The organism is Ancylobacter sp. (assembly GCF_965249975.1).
Lineage (GTDB): Bacteria > Pseudomonadota > Alphaproteobacteria > Rhizobiales > Xanthobacteraceae > Ancylobacter.
The window spans coordinates 784,209-800,818 of record NZ_CBDFNE010000018.1; the positions used below are offsets into that span (position 1 = coordinate 784,209).

Below are 16,610 nucleotides of genomic sequence, written 5' to 3' on the forward strand. Positions count from 1 at the left end.
CGTTTTCGTGTCGCAGGCGGGCCTGAGAGGCGCACGTGCGGCGCCATCCGTCGTCGCCACATTCGGGGAGCAGCATGGCTGAACCGTTCAAAAATCTCGGATGGGACGATTTCCGGCTGATTAAGGCGGTGGCGGATGCCAAGGGCCTGCCGGCGGCGGCGATGACGCTGGGGGTCAACCATTCCACCGTGTTCCGCCGGCTCAAGCAGATCGAAGAACAGCTCGGCACGGTGCTGTTCGAGCGCCATCGCACCGGCTACGCCCTCACTCCCGCCGGCGAAGAGATGGTGGCGCTCGCCAACCGGCTCGACGAGGAGATCACCGCTGTCGGCCGCAAGCTCGCCGGCCGTGAGCCTGCACCCTCCGGCGAACTCCGGGTGACCACCCCGGATTCGCTGCTGATCCATCTGTTGATGCCGATGCTCGCCACCTTCCGCGACCGCTACCCGGAGGTGCGGCTCGACATCGTGCTCAGCAATCAGCCGCTCAATCTCTCCAAGCGCGATGCCGATGTCGCCATCCGCGCCACCGACAATCCGCCGGAAAACCTCGTCGGCCGGCGCGTCGCCCGCATCGCCTGGGCCCTGTATGGGCGTGCCGCCGATTTCCCCGAACCGCGCGCGGTTACGCCGGAGCAGCTGGAAACATCCAACTGGGTGTCGCTGGGCGACAGCCTCGGTTCGCTGAAGACGGTGAAGTTCGTCCAAGAGAACGTCGCCGCCGACAAGGTCGCTTACAAGATCAACAGCGTGCTCGGCCTCGCCGAGGCGGTGGAGGCAGGAATCGGCATCGCGCATATTCCCTGCTTCATCGGCGATGCCCGGCCCTCGCTGGTGCGGCTCGGCCCGCCGGATGATGACTATGCCGCCGATCTTTGGCTGCTGACGCATCCCGACCTGCGGCACTCGCCGCGCGTGCGCGCCTTTCTCGATTTCCTCGCCGGGGAGATCGCCCGGCATCGCCGGTTCATCGAGGGTCAGATCGAACTGGAAGCGGAAGCATTGCCGGTCCCGGACGCGCCGTCCGCCGCTACGGCTTGAGCCTCGTCAGCAGCCGGTCGCGCAGCCGGCTGAGGTCGTCGGTGAGGGCGCGCAGTTCCTCGGAATCATGATTGAGGCAGACGCCCATCTCTCCGGGGACGCGCTCGGCCTCGTGCCGCAGGGCCCGCCCCTTGTCGGTGAGATAGACCCGCACCTGCCGCTCATCGGCCGCGTCGCGCAGCCGCCGCACCAGCCCGGCCCCTTCCAGCCGCTTGAGCAGCGGGGTCAGCGTGTTGGTCTCCAGCAGCACCCGGTCGCCGATCTGGCCGACGGTGAGCCCCTCCTCCGACCACAGCGTCACCATGGCGATGTATTGCGGATAGGTCAGGCCCAGCCGGTCCAACATCGGCTTGTAGACGCGGTTGAACGCGTGATTGGCGGAATAGACCGCGAAGCAGAGAAAATCCTTGAGCTGAAGCGTGTCGTCAGTGCTGGACATCGTGCAACCATGCGTACCCCGAGCTGGCACCGTGCGCCCGCCAGGGACCGCGGACAAGCGGGTTTTTGCGTAACGGCAGCCCATTTCCCCGCGTGGCCGAGGCGCCTGGTTTGAAGATGGCGCCCGGCTCCTCTATAGCAACCGGGATACTTTCGTCGGGGGGTGAGGTGCTCATGTCGGGTGGAGCTGCGACGACCAGGCCGGGCAGCCTGAGCGAGACGCCCTCGCTCGCCGATCTCAGCCCGACCGGACGGCGCTCGGCGCGGCTGCGGCTGCGCGCGGCCTGGATGTATTATGTCGAGGGCATGACCCAGAGCGCCATCGCCGAGGCGCTGGACATTGGCCGTGTCACCGTGGTTCGCCTGCTCGCCGATGCCCGCCAGCTCAACGAGGTGAAGATCTCGCTTTCACGCGAGATCGCCGAGTTGCCCCGGCTGGAAATGGGGCTGCAGAAAGCGTTCGGCCTGCGCGAGGCGGTGGTCGCCCCCGTCTCCGGCCCGTTCGCCGACGCCACCAGCGCCATCGGCGCCGCGACCGGGCTGTTCATCTCCGACCTCATCCGATCCGACATGAAGATCGGCTTCGGCTGGGGCCGCACGCTGATGCGCGCCCTCGGCTTTATCGACGAGAAGACGGTCTCCAACCTGCAGGTGATCTCGCTGCTGGGCGGCATCACCAAGGCCAAGCAGTACAACCCGTCGGAATTTGCCTGGCAGCTCTCGCGCCTTTTCCAGGCCGACTGCCACCTCATCGCCGCCCCTGCCATCGTCGACAGCATCGCCACCAAGCAGGCGCTGATCGAGCGCTGCGGCCTCGGCACGGTCTACAACCTTGCCCGCGAGATGGACGCGGTGGTGCTGAGCGTCGGCGAGATGGACTCGGAAAGCACCTCGCTGCGCTTCGGCTTCTTCTCCGAGGCCGACTGGGCCTCGCTGATCGCCGCCGGCGCGGTCGGCGATGTCGTCTATAACTTCATCGACATTGAGGGCCGGCCGGTCGACCACCCCATCAACACGCGGGTCATGTCGATCCCGATCGAGACGCTGCAGGCGACACCGGAACGCATCCTCACGTCCGGCGGGCCGGGCAAGGCCAAGGCGGTGCTTGCCGCACTGCGCATGCTGCGTCCCACCGTGTTCATCACCGACGAGATCACCGCTGCGGCGGCACTTGAAGAGGCCGGCGCCGCCTATTGAAACGTGGAAGCGCGGGATGCGGTCGCACGCGCTCTTTGCCTCGGAACAAATGTCGAGTACCGAAGAACAATGACGCTTGCGCCGAAAGCCGCAGGCGCGCCTCAGGGAAGGGTTGGGCGTATGCTCGGTGCAAACAGGTTCGGTGCTGGCGGGATCGTGCGGACGGGGATGGCCGCCGAACTGGAACAGTGGACCGCCAAGCATGGACCGGTAACGATCGGCCTCGCCGGCGCCGGCCAGATGGGCACCGACCTTATCGTACAGGCGGCGCTGATGCCGGGCGTGCGCATCGGCGCCGTGACCGAGCTGAACGCGCAGGCGGCGATCGACGCCGCGCTCATGGCCGGGCACCGCCGCGAGGACATCGTCAGCGCCTCGAACACCTCCGCCATCGACCGCGCGATCGAAGCCGGTCATTTCGTCATCACCGACGACTACCGTGCCATGTGCGCTTCCGGCCATATCGACGTGGTGATCGACGCCACCGGCAGCCCGAACATCGGCACGCTCGTCTCGCTGGAGGCCATCCGCAACGGCAAGCATGTGGTGCTGCTGAGCGTGGAGGCCGACATCACCATCGGCCGCTATCTCAAGCAGGAGGCGCGCGCGGCGGGCGTGGTGCTCACCGGCGCGGCGGGCGACGAGCCGGCCGCCACCATCGAGCTGATCGGCTTCGCCCAGGCGCTGGGCTTCGACATCGTCTGCGCCGGCAAGGCCAAGAACAACGCCTTCAAGCCGGACGCCATCCCCGACGAGTTCGAGGAGGAGGCGCGGGCGCGCAACATGAACCCGCGTATGCTGGTGGAATTCGTCGACGGCTCCAAGACCATGGTGGAGATGACGGCACTCGCCAACGCCACCGGCCTGGTGCCGGACGTGCCCGGGATGCATGGCCCGCATGCCGACCGCGACGTGCTGGCGCAGGTACTGTGCACCAAAGAGGATGGCGGCATCCTCTCGCGTTCCGGCGTGGTCGACTTCACCCTCGGCAAGGGTGTGGCGCCCGGCGTGTTCTGCATCGTCAAGCCGCGCCATGACCGGGTGACCGAGCGCATGGCCGACCTCAAGGTCGGCCCCGGCCCCTGCTTCGCGCTGATCCGACCCTACCACCTCACCAGCCTGGAAGTGCCGCTCTCGGCGGTGCGCGCGGTGATGCACGGCACGCGCGACATGGAGGTGCTGGACCATCCCGTCGCCGAATGCACGGCGGTGGCCAAGCGCGACCTCAAGCCGGGGGACGTCCTCGGCAAGATCGGCGAATATGATTATCGCGGCTACACGATGAGTTGGCGCGATGCGCGCGACAGCTTCGCCCTGCCGCTCGGCCTTGCCGAACGGGCGCGGGTGCTGAAGCCGGTGAAGGCCGGCGAGCGGCTGACCTATGACAATTGCCTGCCCGACGAGCAGCTTATCGTCACCCAGATCCGCCGCCGCCTCGACCAGACCGACGCACAGTTCCTCGCGGCATAGCGGGGCTGGCGAAGGTCACATCACCGGCCGGCCTGCAGGGCCGCGACGGGATCGGGCGGTGAAAGGCCCGCGCCTCAGGCGTTGCCGGGGCGTGAGGTCGCGAGATTGGTGAAGCGGGCATCGGCGAGGCGCGCCTCGGCCTCGGCCAGCGCTTCGGCCAGCTGCCGCACCTGGGCGGGATCGAGCACCAGCTGCAGCGCGGGCACCGGCTCGCCGGGCTTGGGCTGCTGGGTGCCGATCTCCAACCGAAGGCCCACCTTGTCGGTGCCGAAAAGGGCGGTGGTGAAGGCCAACATCGGCCACACCTTCAGATGCCCCTTGTCGTCCTTCTCCCAATCGTCGAAGCGCTGCGCCATCGGTGTCTCCTCGTTATGCCGCTCCCCGTCTAGCACCGAACCGGCCGCACGCGACAGGCCGGGTTGCCGGTGCCTTCAATGGAAATCCCGCGATTTCGGCAGCACCCGCACCTGGCGCGGATGGCCCTGCCCGGAACGGCGTCCGGCGAGCAGATGCCCCGGCGGCGAGGGTTTTCCCTGCCCCCGCACATCCTCGCCGGGGTCGGCCTGCGGCGAGGGCATGGCACGCACATCGTCGAACAGGCGGGCGAGTTCGGCCGTGCGGTCGAACACCCGCTCGCCCATCACATGCACGACCCCTTCCTTGCTCTTCTGCACCCGTCCCTCCACCACGACGAGCCGGGCGCCCATCACCTCCGCCCGGTAGCGCTCGAACTGGCGGGTCCACAGCAGCACGTTGACGATGCCGGTCTCGTCCTCCAGCGTCATGAAGATGGCGTTGCCCTTGCCCGGTCGCTGGCGCACCAGCACGATTCCGGCCGCGCGCAGCCGCACCCCGTCCCGCGCCGCCGCAACCTCGGCGCTGGAGGCCACGCCCTCAGCGGCGAACACCGCACGCAGCATGCCCATGGGATGACCCTTCAACGACAGACGCGTGGTCTGGTAATCCACCGCGATCTGCTCGGGCAGCGGCATCAGCGGCAGATGCGCCTCCGTATCGCTGCCGAGTTCGCGCGCCTCGACCGCGGCGAACAAGGGCAATGGCGCATCGTCCGGCAGGCGGCGCATGGCCCAGGCGGCCTCGCGCCGATCGAGCCCCATGGAGCGGCAGGCATCGGCGTCCGCCAGCTTGGCGAGCGCCGCCGCCGGCAGGCGGGAGCGGTGGGCGAGCGTCTCGACATCGTGCAGGAAGCCGCGCGCCCGCGCCTCAACCAGTTGCTCGCTCCATTCCTCCTTGAAGCCGTCGAGCTGGCGCAGGCCGAGCCGCAGCGCCAACGGTACGCCGGGCGCGTCACGCTCCAGCGTATTGTCGTGGAAGCTGAAATTCACGTCCGGGCCACGGATCTCCACCCCGTGCTCTTGCGCATCACGCACGATCTGCGCCGGGGCATAGAAGCCCATGGGCTGGGAATTGAGCAGCGCGCAGGCGAAGATCGCGGGATAGCGGCATTTGAGGAAGGCGGAGATGTAGACCAGCTTGGCGAAGGAAGCGGCGTGGCTTTCCGGAAAGCCATACTCGCCAAAACCCTTGATCTGCTCGAAGCAGCGGGCGGCGAAGGCGGGGTCGTAGCCGCGCGCGCTCATGCGCTCGACCAGCAGCTTCTGGAAGGTGCCGATGGTGCCGTTATGGCGGAAAGTGGCCATGGCACGGCGCAGCCGGTTCGCTTCTGCATCGGTGAATTTCGCCGCCACCATGGCGAGGTGCATCGCCTGTTCCTGGAACAGCGGCACGCCGAGTGTTCGCTCCAGCACCTCGCGCAGTTCGCCCGGCGGGTTCGGCGGAGCCGGCGAGGGATAGTCCACCGTTTCCAGCCCGTCGCGCCGACGCAGATAGGGGTGCACCATATCGCCCTGAATCGGGCCGGGACGGACGATGGCCACCTGGATGACGAGATCGTAAAGCCGGCGCGGCTTGAGGCGCGGCAGCATGTTGATCTGCGCCCGGCTTTCCACCTGGAACACGCCGATGGAATCGCCCTTGCCCAGCATGTCATAGACATCCGGCTGCTCGCGCGGCACCTCGGCGAGACCCCAGTCGATTTCCTCATGCGCGCGCAGCAGATCGAGCGACTTGCGGATGCAGGTGAGCATGCCGAGCGCCAGCACGTCGACTTTGAGCAGGCCGAGCGTGTCGATATCGTCCTTGTCCCATTCGATGAAGGTGCGGTCCTTCATGGCGGCATTGCCGATCGGCACCGTCTCGTCGAGCCGGTGCTGGGTCAGCACGAAGCCGCCGACATGCTGGGAGAGGTGGCGGGGAAAGCCGAGCAGGCGCGTGGCGAGGCCGATGGCCCGCGCCACCATCGGGTTGCCGGGGTCGAGCCCCGCCTCGCGCGCCTGACGCTCGTCGATCTCCTTGCCCCAGCTGCCCCACACCGTGCCGGCGAGGCGGGCGGTGATGTCCTCGGTGAGGCCGAGCGCCTTGCCGACATCGCGGATCGCGCTCTTCGGGCGGTAGGAGATGACGGTGGCGACGATGCCGGCCCGCTCCCGCCCATAGCGCGCATAGATGTACTGCATCACCTCCTCGCGCCGCTCATGCTCGAAATCGACATCGATATCGGGCGGCTCGTTGCGCTCGCGGGCGATGAAGCGGGAGAACAGCAGGTTGCTGGTGGCGGGGTCGACAGCGGTGATGCCGAGCACGTAGCACACGGCGGAATTGGCCGCCGAACCGCGCCCCTGGCAGAGAATGCCCCGCCTCTCCGCGAAATCGACGATGTCGCGAATGGTGAGGAAATAGGGCGCGTAACCGAGCTCGCCGATCAGATTCAGCTCGGTCTTAAGCTGGTCCTCCACCTTTTTCGGCACGCCGTCGGGATAACGGATGGCGGCGCGCTGGAAGGTCAGTTCCTCCAGCCGCTGCTGAGGCGTGTAGCCGGGCGGGACGGGTTCGGCGGGATATTCATATTTCAGCTCCCCGAGGGAGAAATCGAGGCAGGCGAGATAGGCGGCAATTTCCTCCACCGCCTCCGGCGCCGCGCGGAACAGCCGTGCCATCTCGCCCGGACCTTTCAGATGACGCTCCGCATTGGCCTCCAGAAGCCGACCGGCGGTCTCGACGGTGACGCCTGCGCGGATGCAGGTGAGCACGTCCTGCAAATCGCGCTCATCGGGATGATGGTAGAGCACGTCATTGGTGGCGAGGAGCGGCGCGCCCGCCTTGGCCGCCAGCGCTTTGAGCCCCGCCAGCCGGCGCCGGTCGTCGCCCCGCCGGCGCATGGTGGCGCCGAGCCACAGCGCGCCGGGCGCCGCTTGCCTCAGCCGGGCCAGAACGGGCGTGAGGTCCGCCAGTTTGTTAGTCGGCATATCATCCGGTGGCATCACAATGAGCGAGAGTCCGCCGGCATCGGCCAGCAGGTCCTCGAGGAACAGCCGGCACTCCCCCTTGCCCATCCGCAGATTGCCTTGGGTGAGCAGCCGGCACAGCCTCGCCCAGCCGGCGCGCGAGCGCGCATGGGCGACGATATCGGGCGTGCCGTCGGCAAAGACCAGCCGCGCGCCCACGGCGAGGGTGAAGGGCAGCGCCGCCGCGCGCCCGGCATCGGCCGCCGCCTCCGCCCGGTGGCGCAACACGCGGGTGAGGAGATCGTCTTCCTCCACCCCTGCTGGCGCGGGGGGCGGGTGCCCGTTTCGCCGCGCGGTCCAGAAGGCAGCGTAGCGCTCGGCGCATTCCTTCACCGCCGCATGCGCCCGCACCACGCCGGCGACGGTGTTGCGGTCGGCGAGGCCGAGCCCGGCATGGCCGAGCAGCAGCGCCTGCGCCACCAGATCGCCAGCGGCTGAGGCGCCGCGCAGGAAGGAGAAGTTCGAGGCGGCGACGAGTTCGGCATAAAACGGCGCGCTCATGCCCCGCCTCACGGAAACAGGCCGTGCAAGAACCAGCGCGGCTGGCCGGTAGGCCCCGCCGCCTCGCGGCCGTAAAGCCCGGCGCGGAACAGCCAGAAACGCCGGCCCTCGCGGTTTTCCACCCGGTAATAGTCGCGTGTCGGCGCAGCCGCCGGCTGGCGCCACCATTCCGGGGCGAGCCGCTCCGGCCCCTCGGCGCGGGCAACCTCATGCACCACCCGTCGCCAGCGGAAGCGCAAGGGGGGTCCGTCCGGCACCTCGGCCAGCGCCTCCACCGGCTGGGGCGGGTCGAACAAAGTGAGCGGGCGTGCCGGCAACTCCGGCAAGGTCGGCGCAGGCGATGGCGCGGGCGAGCCGCCCGCCGGCACCAGCGTGCTGGCACGGTCGGGGTCATGGGTGTCGCGCTGAAGGAAGCGCAGCACCCGCTCGCGGCCCAGCCGCACGCTAAGCCGGTCGATCAGCGCGGTGACCTCCTCTTCCTCCACCGCGCGGCCGTCGAGGCTCACCTGCGCCGGGTTGAGCGGTTCGGCCCGCAGCACGCCGAGCCGCACGAGATCGAAGCCGAAGCCGGGGTCGAGCGGGTCGGCCAGCGCCTCGATCCGCTCGCGCCACAGCCGCGCGAGCGCCGCCCCGTCGCGCAGCGGTCGCGCGGTCTCGATCCGCAGCCGCCGCACGGCACCATCCGTGCGGAAGAAGCCGGCCTCGAAGGCCCGCCCGCCCATGCCGCGCGCCTCCAGCATCAAAGCGAGGTCGTCCACCAGCAAAGCGAGCGTTGCCTCGATATCGGCGGTGCGGGCGATGGGCTCGGCGAAGCGCCGCTCGGCAATGCATTCCGGCAGCGGGCGGCGCGGCACCAGCCGCACATCCTCGCGCCCGAGTGTGCGCGCCAGACGGGTGAGCAGGTCCATGCCGAAGCGGGCGGCGAGCGGCGTGCCAGGGCGGGCGGCAAGGTCGCCAATGGTCTTGAGCCCGGCACGGGACAGCCCGGTGACGATCTCCGCACCGATCCCCAGACGGGCGACGGGCAGGCCGGCCACCGCCTGCGCCTCCCCGCCCGGCGGCACCACCCCGCCCTTGCCGGAACGGGCGAGTGCCCGCGCGGCATCCGGCGTGCCGGCGATGACGGCGAGCGCCCCGAGACCATGGCGTTGGAGATGGGTGAGAAGCCGCGCGCGTAGCGCCGCCTCGCCGCCGAACAGATGCGCGCAGCCGGTGATGTCGAGCATCAGCCCATCCGGCACGCCGTCGGGCGTGTCGAGCGCCACCAGCGGCGTCCAGCGGTCGCAATCATCCGCCACCTCTTCTAGAAAAGCGGCATCGGCGGCGGGGTCGTGGTCGAGCACGGCGAGATCCGGCACACGCGCGCGCGCATCCGCCAATGTCAGCCCGGGCGCGAGCCCGGCGCGGCGCGCGGCACGGTCGAGCGCGGCGAGGCGCAGCGCGTTGTGCACCTTCTCGACGAAGACCAGCGGCGCAGGAGCCAGAGGGTCTGCCGGAGCACCGGTTCGCCCGGCATCAGCCGGCGCGGCGCAGCGCGACAACCTCGCCCCGCCGCGTTTCCGGCGCAGCCGCTCGATCCGGTCGGCCGGTAGGAACGGGAACCATAGCGCGAGATAGCGGGTCGAGGTCGCGGAAGGTACAGGCCTCATGGTCCCACTCCAGTTTCCAGTCGCCGCCCTCCACCGGCCGGCCGCCCTCGCCACCGCGATGGCGCAGCAAGGTGGCGTGGAAGGCCGGGGCGCCCGGCGCGTCGCCCTCCAGCGGAAAGGAGGCCGCCGGCGCCACCTGCCAGCGCGTCGCTACTGCCGTCGGCATGACCTGCGCCGCCCGATGCAGCAGAAAGCTCGTCACCCCGGAAGACGCCGCCCGCAGCCCGAGGCGGCGCGTCGCGGTGAGATCCAGCACCTTGGGCGTGCCCCAGATTTCGATCAGCAGCCCGCCAAGCCCGGCACAGCGCACCGCATCCCCGGCCGCGCGCAGCGCCTCCGCGCCGTCGCGCGCCCGCACCAGGATGAGGCGGGCCGGGTCAAGTCCGAGCGCGGCAAGGCCGGGCGCGTCGAGCCGGCCGAATTCGGTGTCCGCCATGTCCTGGCGTACCCAAAGCAACGGCCGCCCCTCCCCCGCGCCGTCGCGGCGCAGCGCCCGCAGCGCCAGCGCCAGCGCGAAGCCGGTGGCGGCCGGCATGTCGGCGCTGGCCAGTGCCTGCACCTCGTGCAGGGCGCCACGGGCGAGGCGCACGCCGCCCTCCTCCGGCCCGGCGGCGCCAAGGGAGAAGAACTGTTCGACGCCGGGCAGACGCTCCGCCTCCAGCCCGGCGAGCATCTGCCGCAGCGCCGCCACATCGCGGATCGGGTCCATGGGGCGCTCATGTGTTCATGTTTTGTTCCTTCTAAAACGACTCCATCCGCGCCGAGAGTCAAGCCGTCTTGAAAAGACTCACCGCTGCGTCGGAGGCTGCGCCGTGTGCGCCGCCCGGAATGTCCACAAGGCATTGCCGGCATAGTGCCAGAGCACCAGAAGCCCGGTGACAAGGATTTGCGCCGGCAGATAGGGCGCGGAAAGAGGACCGGTGAGCAGCGTCATCAACAGCGCGTTCAGTGCCAGACCGATCCCGGCGACGGTGAAGAACTTCGCCATGGCCTCGCCATGCGGCTTGGATGAGCGAAACACCAGCCGCCGACCGAGCTGGTAGTTCACCAGTCCACCGACAACGAAGCCGGCGCAGGAACCGGCCACTGGCCCGGCCAGGCCGCTCTGCACCAGAGAAATGAGCACGGCATATTGCGCCAGCGTACCGACGCCGCCGAGCGCGGCGAACAGCAGCAGATGGCGCAGCCGCGCGAGAAGCGCGGCCTTCCGGCCCATGGCCACCTCGCTCATGCCGGGCTCCGTGTGGAACGATGCCTCATGCTGGATTTGTTCACGGCTTGGCCTTGGCAACCTGCGGCCCCGCCCCCTGCGCGCCATTCTGCGAGACGACAGGCGCATCGACATCGGGGGCGTCGAGGTCCGGCCCGTCCTCGTCCTGCTGCGGCACCTCCACCGGGGTGTGGCGCAGGCGCTGGTCCCGCACCGAGGCGAAAGCGAGGCCCATACGCCTCACCGTTGCGTAGGGCAGGCCCGGCGCCGCATCGCAGCCAACATGGCGGGCGGTGAGGATGAAATCGGCGTCCTCCCAGTCCTCCACCGCTTCGAAACGCGGACCGAGATAGGTCAGCGCCTGCACGTCCTCGGCGCAGACCGAAACCTTATAGGGATGCGCCGGCGGTTTCTCGCGCTCCATGCCGTGGCGCAGCGCCAGCGCCGCCTCACGCAGGCTCGACGACCAGTAATCGCCCTCGAAACGTCCCCACGCCCCCGGCGTGCCGCCGACGAGCTGGTTATAGGCGACATATTCGTAAGGGTGCAGGCGCCACAGCACCGACGCGTTGAACAGGAACAGCCCCAGCGCCGCCAGGGCGAACGTCGCCCCGGCCAGCCGCGCCTGCCGGCTCAGCGCGTGGAAGGCGCCGACCAGTCCGAGCGAGGCCAGCACCGTTACCGGCGGCAGCACGAAGAGGAAATGCCGGATGCCGTTGTAGAGCGGCGGATCGGTCAGTACGGCGACGGCCACCGGCACCAGGATCGCCAGCGCCAGCGGCACAGCGAGAAGCAGGCGCTCGGCCGACACACCTGCGCCGGCCAGACCTGCGCCGGTACGGGCGGCGCGCAGGCGCTCCACCAGCCCCCAGAGGGCCAGCCCAAGCCCGGCGAGCAGGCCGAACAGCGTCACCTCCGGCAGCTTGATGACGAGATATTCCGGCATATAGGTCGCCGGCAGATGATCGATCGGCAGCAGCCGACCATTGATCAGCGTCTTCAGATCGAAGCTGAAATGGCTGAACGCGCCCAACGCCTTGAAGAGATTGGTCGGCGGCAGCAGCGACCAGGGCCAGGTCACCGCCATGATGGCGAGCGCGACAAGGCCCGCGACCATAAGGCGCGGCAGCAGCCGCACGAACAGGCGTGCATCCCGCAGCAGCAGCAGCGCCGCGCCGAGGGTCACGGCGAGATAGAGAACCGCGAACACCCCGCCAACCCGCAGCCCCAGCGCGCAGCCGATCGCCACGCCGAGGCCGAGCATGGTGCGCCAGCGCGGCACGGCCGGCATCTCACCCGCGAAGGCGGTGATGAAATACAGGCTCCACACCATGGCGGCAGCGAAGGGCACGTCCTTGGTGTGGGTGAACATCGCCCCGCCATACATGCCGGTGACGGCAAGCAGCAGCACCGCCACCACCCCGGCCCCCTCGCCGCCAAGGCGTGTCGCCAGCCGCCATGTGCCGATGAGGCCGACAAAGCCGAAGCCGGCCGACAGCAGATGGCGCCACTCATAGAGCGGCAGCGGCACATAGGGCTCAAGGCCGGCCGCGATCAGATCGAACAGCCCGCCATAGAGATAGAGGTTGATGTAGTGGAACGCCCGGTCATCGGTGAAGCCGCTCGCATACCAGGCCAGCAGCAGCTGGCCATAGGTATGCTGCACCGGCTCGTCATTGCTGATGCCGTAATCGCGGAAGGTCAGGACGATGAAGGCCGCCACCGCCGCGAAGACAGCGAGCGTAGCAAGGCGGGCCAGCGGGAGGGAGCCCAGTCCGGTGGACGGGGCGACGCGGAGATCGGACGAGGAGAAGAAGGTCACGAGGCGAAGCCCTCGGGAACCAGCGCCGGCGCGGTCCGGACTTCGGCATGCAGCGACGCGGCCGGCAGCGCCGCGGGTGGGGCGAAGCCGATCTCGTCGGCGATGAGATAGAGCGGACGACGCTTCACCTCGGTGAAGATACGCCCGACATATTCGCCGATGACGCCGAGGCTGATGAGCTGCACGCCAGAGACGAAGAGCATGCTGACCATGATGGTGGGGAAGCCGGGGGTGCGCACGCCGAAGACCAGCGCCTCACCCAGCAGATACAGCCCGTAAAGTCCCGACAGCCCGGCGAGGATGACGCCCGCGAGCGACCAGACCCGCAGCGGCACCATGGAGAAGGAGGAGAGGCCGTCGACAGCATAGCGCAGCAGGCGCAGCGTGTTGAACGAGCTCACCCCGCCGGCGCGCTCGGCGACCTCGAACTCGACCTCTTCCTGGCGGAAGCCCACCCAGCTGGTGATGCCCTTCATGAAGCGGTTGCGCTCGGGCAGGGCGTTGATGGCGTCGACCACCCGGCGGTCGAACAGGCGGAAATCGCCCGCTCCCTCGGGAATCTCGACCTCACACAGCGCGTGGAAGAAATGATAGAAGCCGCGCGAGAACAGCCGGCGCCCCAAGGGATCGGTGCGGCGCGAGCGGCGCACCGCCGTCACCATCTGGGCGCCACCGCGCCAGCGTTCGATCATCTCGGGGATGACCTCCGGCGGGTGCTGCAGGTCGGAATCCATCAGCACCACAATGTCGCCCACCGCCGCCCGCAACCCGGCGGCCATCGCCGACTCTTTGCCGAAGTTCCGGGCGAAGCGCAGCGCCTTGATGGCGGGGTCCTGCGCGCCCAGCGCCGCCAGCAGCTCGAAGCTGCCGTCGCGGCTGCCGTCGTCGACGAAGACGAACTCCCGCTGCAGGCCGGGATAGGCATCGAGCACCGCGCACAGGCGCGCATGCAGCGCCGCCAGGCACCGCGCCTCATTATACACAGGCACCACGATCGAGATCAGGCCCGGCCACCTAGGAGAAGCTGTCATCATGTTTTCAAGCTGATTTTACTTGATTGCGGACCCGCCAGCGGCGATGTTTACGTCAGGTAAGACATTCTTCCCTATAGTAAACACGCGCCCGCTTTCGCGAAGCTTGCACTGAAGTAGGCGCCGATTGTGAACTTTGTTTGTCGGCCGAGACAGGGGCAAAATTCTGAAACCAATTGTCATCTGTGCCGATGATTACGGCTTGAGCGACGGCGTCAGCGCCGCGATCGAGGAGCTTATCGAACGTGGCCGGCTCTCGGCCACCGGAGCCATGACCGGGATGCCCGGCTGGAAGCGGCGGGCGGCCGGGCTAAAGGCACTGGTGGCGCGCCACCCCGCCGATATCGGCTTGCACTTTACCCTCACCGGCCAGCGCGCGCTCTCACCGGCACGGGGCCTCGCCCGGGATGGCCGCCTGCCGGAGATAGGTCCGCTGGTGCTGCGTGCGCTCGCCGGCGCCTTGCCGCGCGCCGCGTTGCGGGACGAGTTGCGCGCCCAGCTCGACGCGTTCGAGGATGAATGGGGCGCGCCGCCGGATTTCATCGACGGCCACCAGCATGCCCACGCTCTGCCAGGCATCCGCGCCATCCTCATCGCCGAGCTGACGGCGCGCTACGGCGCACGCCTGCCTTGGCTGCGCAACTGCACGGAACCCGCCGCATGGGCGCGCCAGCGCAAGCTCGGGCTGCGCAAGGCGCTTATCGTCGGCACGCTCGCAGCCGGCAGCGCACCGCAGGCGGCCAAGGCCGGCATTGACACCAATGACAGTTTTCGCGGTCTCTACGGCTTCACCGCCGATCCGCCCTATCGCGCCGTATTCCGTGCGAGCCTCAGCGGGCCGGGCACGCGGGTGCTGGTGCATTGCCATCCCGGCATTGTCGACGATGAACTGCGCCGGCTCGACCCGCTGCTGGAACCGCGCGAGCGCGAACTCGCCTATTTCCGCTCCGAAGCCTGCGAGGAAGATCTGGCGGGCGCCGGTGTCCGGCCGGCCCGCTTCCACGAGACCGCGCCGGCGCCGGCTTCAGTCGCGCGTGGCTGAGCCGGCCTCCGGGGTGTCGCCGGTGACGAGGCGTCCCTCCTCGGCCTTGTAGTAATATTGGCTCGCCACCAGCCAGCCCTTGAGCGGGCGCAGCGGCGGAATGCAGGTGAGCAGCAGCACCGGCAGGGTGGTGACCAGATGCACCCAATAGGGCGCCTGGAACGCCACCTCCAGCCAGAGGCCGAAGATCACCGCCGGCACGCAGACGAAGCAGATGACGAAGAAGGCCGGCCCGTCGGCGGGATCGGCGAAGGAATAATCGAGCCCGCAGGATTCGCAGCGCGGCGCCAGCTTGAGGAAGCCGTCGAACAGCCGGCCCTGTCCGCAGCGTGGGCAGCAGCCCCGCATGCCGCATTCAAAGGGCGAAAGCTTGGGGTAATGGCGGTCGGCCACCGGCACGGAGGGCAGGCGGACGGACTGCAGCGCCACGGTCGAGGGGCGGGCACTCGATGAACCGGCAGCGGAAGAACGGACGGTAGAAGAACGGACCGACATGGCGGCACTCCTGCACGCCAGCGCACCATACGCACGCGACGTTGCAGTCAAGAAATAATCAGTCCGCATTCAATGTCAATACAATCTCACATTGTATGTATATTGACTGCATTTTGACACTCTCCGCACCGCCCCGACGCCGTCGACGCCGAGCCGGTAATGGGAGCGGGTCATTAACCAATTCCGGGCATGTTTCCGGGGATAAACGCCAAGGCGATTCGCCCAAACCCGAGTCCTGAAGTCGCATGAGTAACGTTGTTCCGTTCCCCGTCCGCGTCGTCGCCCCTGAGAGCGAAAGCGATTTCGACATCGACCTCATCACCGCCGTCGATGTCGCCATCCGCGACCTGCGTGACATCGCGCTTCGCCTGCGCGGCGACGTGAGCGGCCAGGAACAGGCGCATGAATGCCTCGACATGCTGACCCGCGCGCTGGAAAACGCCCGCGCCCAGGGCTGACGCGGCAGCGCCCGCGAGCGTGCCGCCGCTTCAGCCGATCAGCTGGTGCAGTAGGTACAGGCCGGCCTTGATGAAGGCCCAGACAACGCCGGAGACGACGCCGAGCGACGCCACGGCGATCGCCATGCCGGCGAGGATCCACACCCCGTCGCGCTCCAATATGCCGAGCGCCAGCACGCTGATGGCCAGCGCCGGCAGCATGTTGCCGAGCGGGATCGGCAGCACCAGGATCAGCGCCAGCACGAAGCACATCACCCCGACGATGTTCTCGGCCGGCGGGTGCGCCAGCCCGCCGAGGCGCGGGCGCAGCAGCTTCTCCGCGCGGGCGAGCCAGGGCGTCGCCTTGCTGACAAACGCGGCGAAGTCCTTCCGGGCAATGGAACGCCGGGCGATGAGCGGCGGCAGCCAGGGCGACCAGCCGAGGGCGAGCTGAGCGGTCAGGAACACCAGCGGCGCCCCGAGCACCGAGGACGTGCCGGGCGGGGTCGGCAGCACATTCGGCAGGGCGAAGATCAGCATCAGCGGCCCGAAGGCCCTTTCCCGCATCACCTTCAGCAGGTCACCCACGGCGATGCGCTCGCGCGTCTCATCGGCGGCAATGGCGCTCAGCACCTCGGAGAGGCGAAGCGTCGCATCCGGCTCGGCGCGCGGCCGGGCATCGGCACTTTCGTCGGTGGGCGGCGGGGACAGCACGGCGGGCGACACTCCTCCCGGGAACCATGAGACCGGGGAGCGTGCCTTCCGCCGGACGAGGCGAACCGGCACTCCGGATCAGGCCCGCAGCGGGACCTTGCCTTCACATAGGGACGGAATGTGACGTTAGCCAGAACAGCGCGGAGAAGCGACCGGCGGACCGGGCCCGGCCGACCTGTCAGGTCCAGCTGAACAGGAA

At 68.8% G+C, this 16,610-nt stretch carries 15 protein-coding genes; 5 read left to right on the forward strand and 10 right to left on the reverse strand.

Annotated elements, in window-relative coordinates; genetic code table 11:
* Positions 1-74: 74 nt before the first annotated feature.
* Positions 75-1,040 carry a LysR family transcriptional regulator gene (locus tag ACP2AH_RS16580; RefSeq protein ID WP_425106803.1) on the forward strand — a complete coding sequence of 322 codons (966 nt, stop codon included), beginning with the start codon at positions 75-77 and terminating at the stop codon, positions 1,038-1,040.
* On the opposite strand, the gene ACP2AH_RS16585 is transcribed toward ACP2AH_RS16580, so the two are convergent.
* A complete protein-coding gene (locus tag ACP2AH_RS16585; protein WP_425106804.1) occupies positions 1,030-1,479 on the reverse strand; it encodes a MarR family winged helix-turn-helix transcriptional regulator in 450 nt (149 codons plus the stop codon). The genes ACP2AH_RS16580 and ACP2AH_RS16585 overlap by 11 nt on opposite strands.
* Positions 1,480-1,652: 173 nt before the next feature.
* Here ACP2AH_RS16585 and ACP2AH_RS16590 point away from each other — a divergent pair, with 173 nt between their 5' ends.
* Together ACP2AH_RS16590 and ACP2AH_RS16595 are read left to right on the forward strand one after the other, a co-directional pair.
* Complete coding sequence (locus ACP2AH_RS16590; RefSeq protein ID WP_425106805.1) at positions 1,653-2,675, forward strand: sugar-binding transcriptional regulator; 1,023 nt, start codon at positions 1,653-1,655, stop codon at positions 2,673-2,675.
* Between the two features lie 168 nt (positions 2,676-2,843).
* The gene (locus tag ACP2AH_RS16595; protein ID WP_425106806.1) at positions 2,844-4,145 is read left to right on the forward strand and encodes an NAD(P)H-dependent oxidoreductase; all 1,302 of its coding nucleotides are present in this window, start codon (positions 2,844-2,846) and stop codon (positions 4,143-4,145) included.
* A gap of 74 nt (positions 4,146-4,219) precedes the next feature.
* On the opposite strand, the gene ACP2AH_RS16600 is transcribed toward ACP2AH_RS16595, so the two are convergent.
* The 7 genes from ACP2AH_RS16600 to ACP2AH_RS16630 all read right to left on the reverse strand — a co-directional run bounded on the left by ACP2AH_RS16600 (position 4,220) and on the right by ACP2AH_RS16630 (position 13,726).
* Positions 4,220-4,501: a hypothetical protein gene (locus ACP2AH_RS16600; protein ID WP_244379300.1), complete on the reverse strand. Its 282-nt coding sequence runs from the start codon at positions 4,499-4,501 to the stop codon at positions 4,220-4,222.
* 75 nt (positions 4,502-4,576) lie between these two features.
* Entirely contained in the window at positions 4,577-8,011 is a 3,435-nt protein-coding gene (locus tag ACP2AH_RS16605) for an error-prone DNA polymerase (protein ID WP_425106807.1), read from the reverse strand.
* Between the two features lie 8 nt (positions 8,012-8,019).
* Positions 8,020-9,462, reverse strand: coding sequence for a Y-family DNA polymerase (locus tag ACP2AH_RS16610; protein ID WP_425107059.1), 1,443 nt, complete (start codon positions 9,460-9,462; stop codon positions 8,020-8,022).
* Between the two features lie 64 nt (positions 9,463-9,526).
* Complete coding sequence (locus ACP2AH_RS16615; protein ID WP_425106808.1) at positions 9,527-10,369, reverse strand: ImuA family protein; 843 nt, start codon at positions 10,367-10,369, stop codon at positions 9,527-9,529.
* Between the two features lie 78 nt (positions 10,370-10,447).
* Positions 10,448-10,891, reverse strand: coding sequence for a GtrA family protein (locus ACP2AH_RS16620; protein WP_425106809.1), 444 nt, complete (start codon positions 10,889-10,891; stop codon positions 10,448-10,450).
* A 40-nt stretch (positions 10,892-10,931) separates the two neighbouring features.
* Complete coding sequence (locus ACP2AH_RS16625; protein ID WP_425106810.1) at positions 10,932-12,692, reverse strand: ArnT family glycosyltransferase; 1,761 nt, start codon at positions 12,690-12,692, stop codon at positions 10,932-10,934.
* Entirely contained in the window at positions 12,689-13,726 is a 1,038-nt protein-coding gene (locus ACP2AH_RS16630; RefSeq protein ID WP_425106811.1) for a glycosyltransferase family 2 protein, read from the reverse strand. The genes ACP2AH_RS16625 and ACP2AH_RS16630 overlap by 4 nt, the downstream gene beginning before the upstream one ends.
* 199 nt (positions 13,727-13,925) lie before the next feature.
* Here ACP2AH_RS16630 and ACP2AH_RS16635 point away from each other — a divergent pair, with 199 nt between their 5' ends.
* The gene (locus ACP2AH_RS16635; RefSeq protein WP_425106812.1) at positions 13,926-14,765 is read left to right on the forward strand and encodes a ChbG/HpnK family deacetylase; all 840 of its coding nucleotides are present in this window, start codon (positions 13,926-13,928) and stop codon (positions 14,763-14,765) included.
* Here ACP2AH_RS16635 and ACP2AH_RS16640 read toward each other — a convergent pair.
* Positions 14,748-15,158, reverse strand: a complete 411-nt coding sequence (locus ACP2AH_RS16640; protein ID WP_425107060.1) for a DUF983 domain-containing protein — start codon at positions 15,156-15,158, stop codon at positions 14,748-14,750. The two genes, ACP2AH_RS16635 and ACP2AH_RS16640, sit on opposite strands and share 18 nt — an antisense overlap.
* 347 nt (positions 15,159-15,505) lie before the next feature.
* On the opposite strand from ACP2AH_RS16640, the gene ACP2AH_RS16645 reads away from it, so the two are divergent.
* Positions 15,506-15,718 carry a hypothetical protein gene (locus tag ACP2AH_RS16645; protein ID WP_425106813.1) on the forward strand — a complete coding sequence of 71 codons (213 nt, stop codon included), beginning with the start codon at positions 15,506-15,508 and terminating at the stop codon, positions 15,716-15,718.
* A gap of 30 nt (positions 15,719-15,748) precedes the next feature.
* Here the strand turns inward: ACP2AH_RS16645 and ACP2AH_RS16650 are convergent, their stop codons facing one another.
* Positions 15,749-16,411 (reverse strand): exopolysaccharide biosynthesis protein, encoded by a 663-nt coding sequence (locus ACP2AH_RS16650; protein WP_425106814.1) that lies wholly within the window; start codon positions 16,409-16,411, stop codon positions 15,749-15,751.
* Between the last annotated feature and the right edge of the window lie 199 nt (positions 16,412-16,610).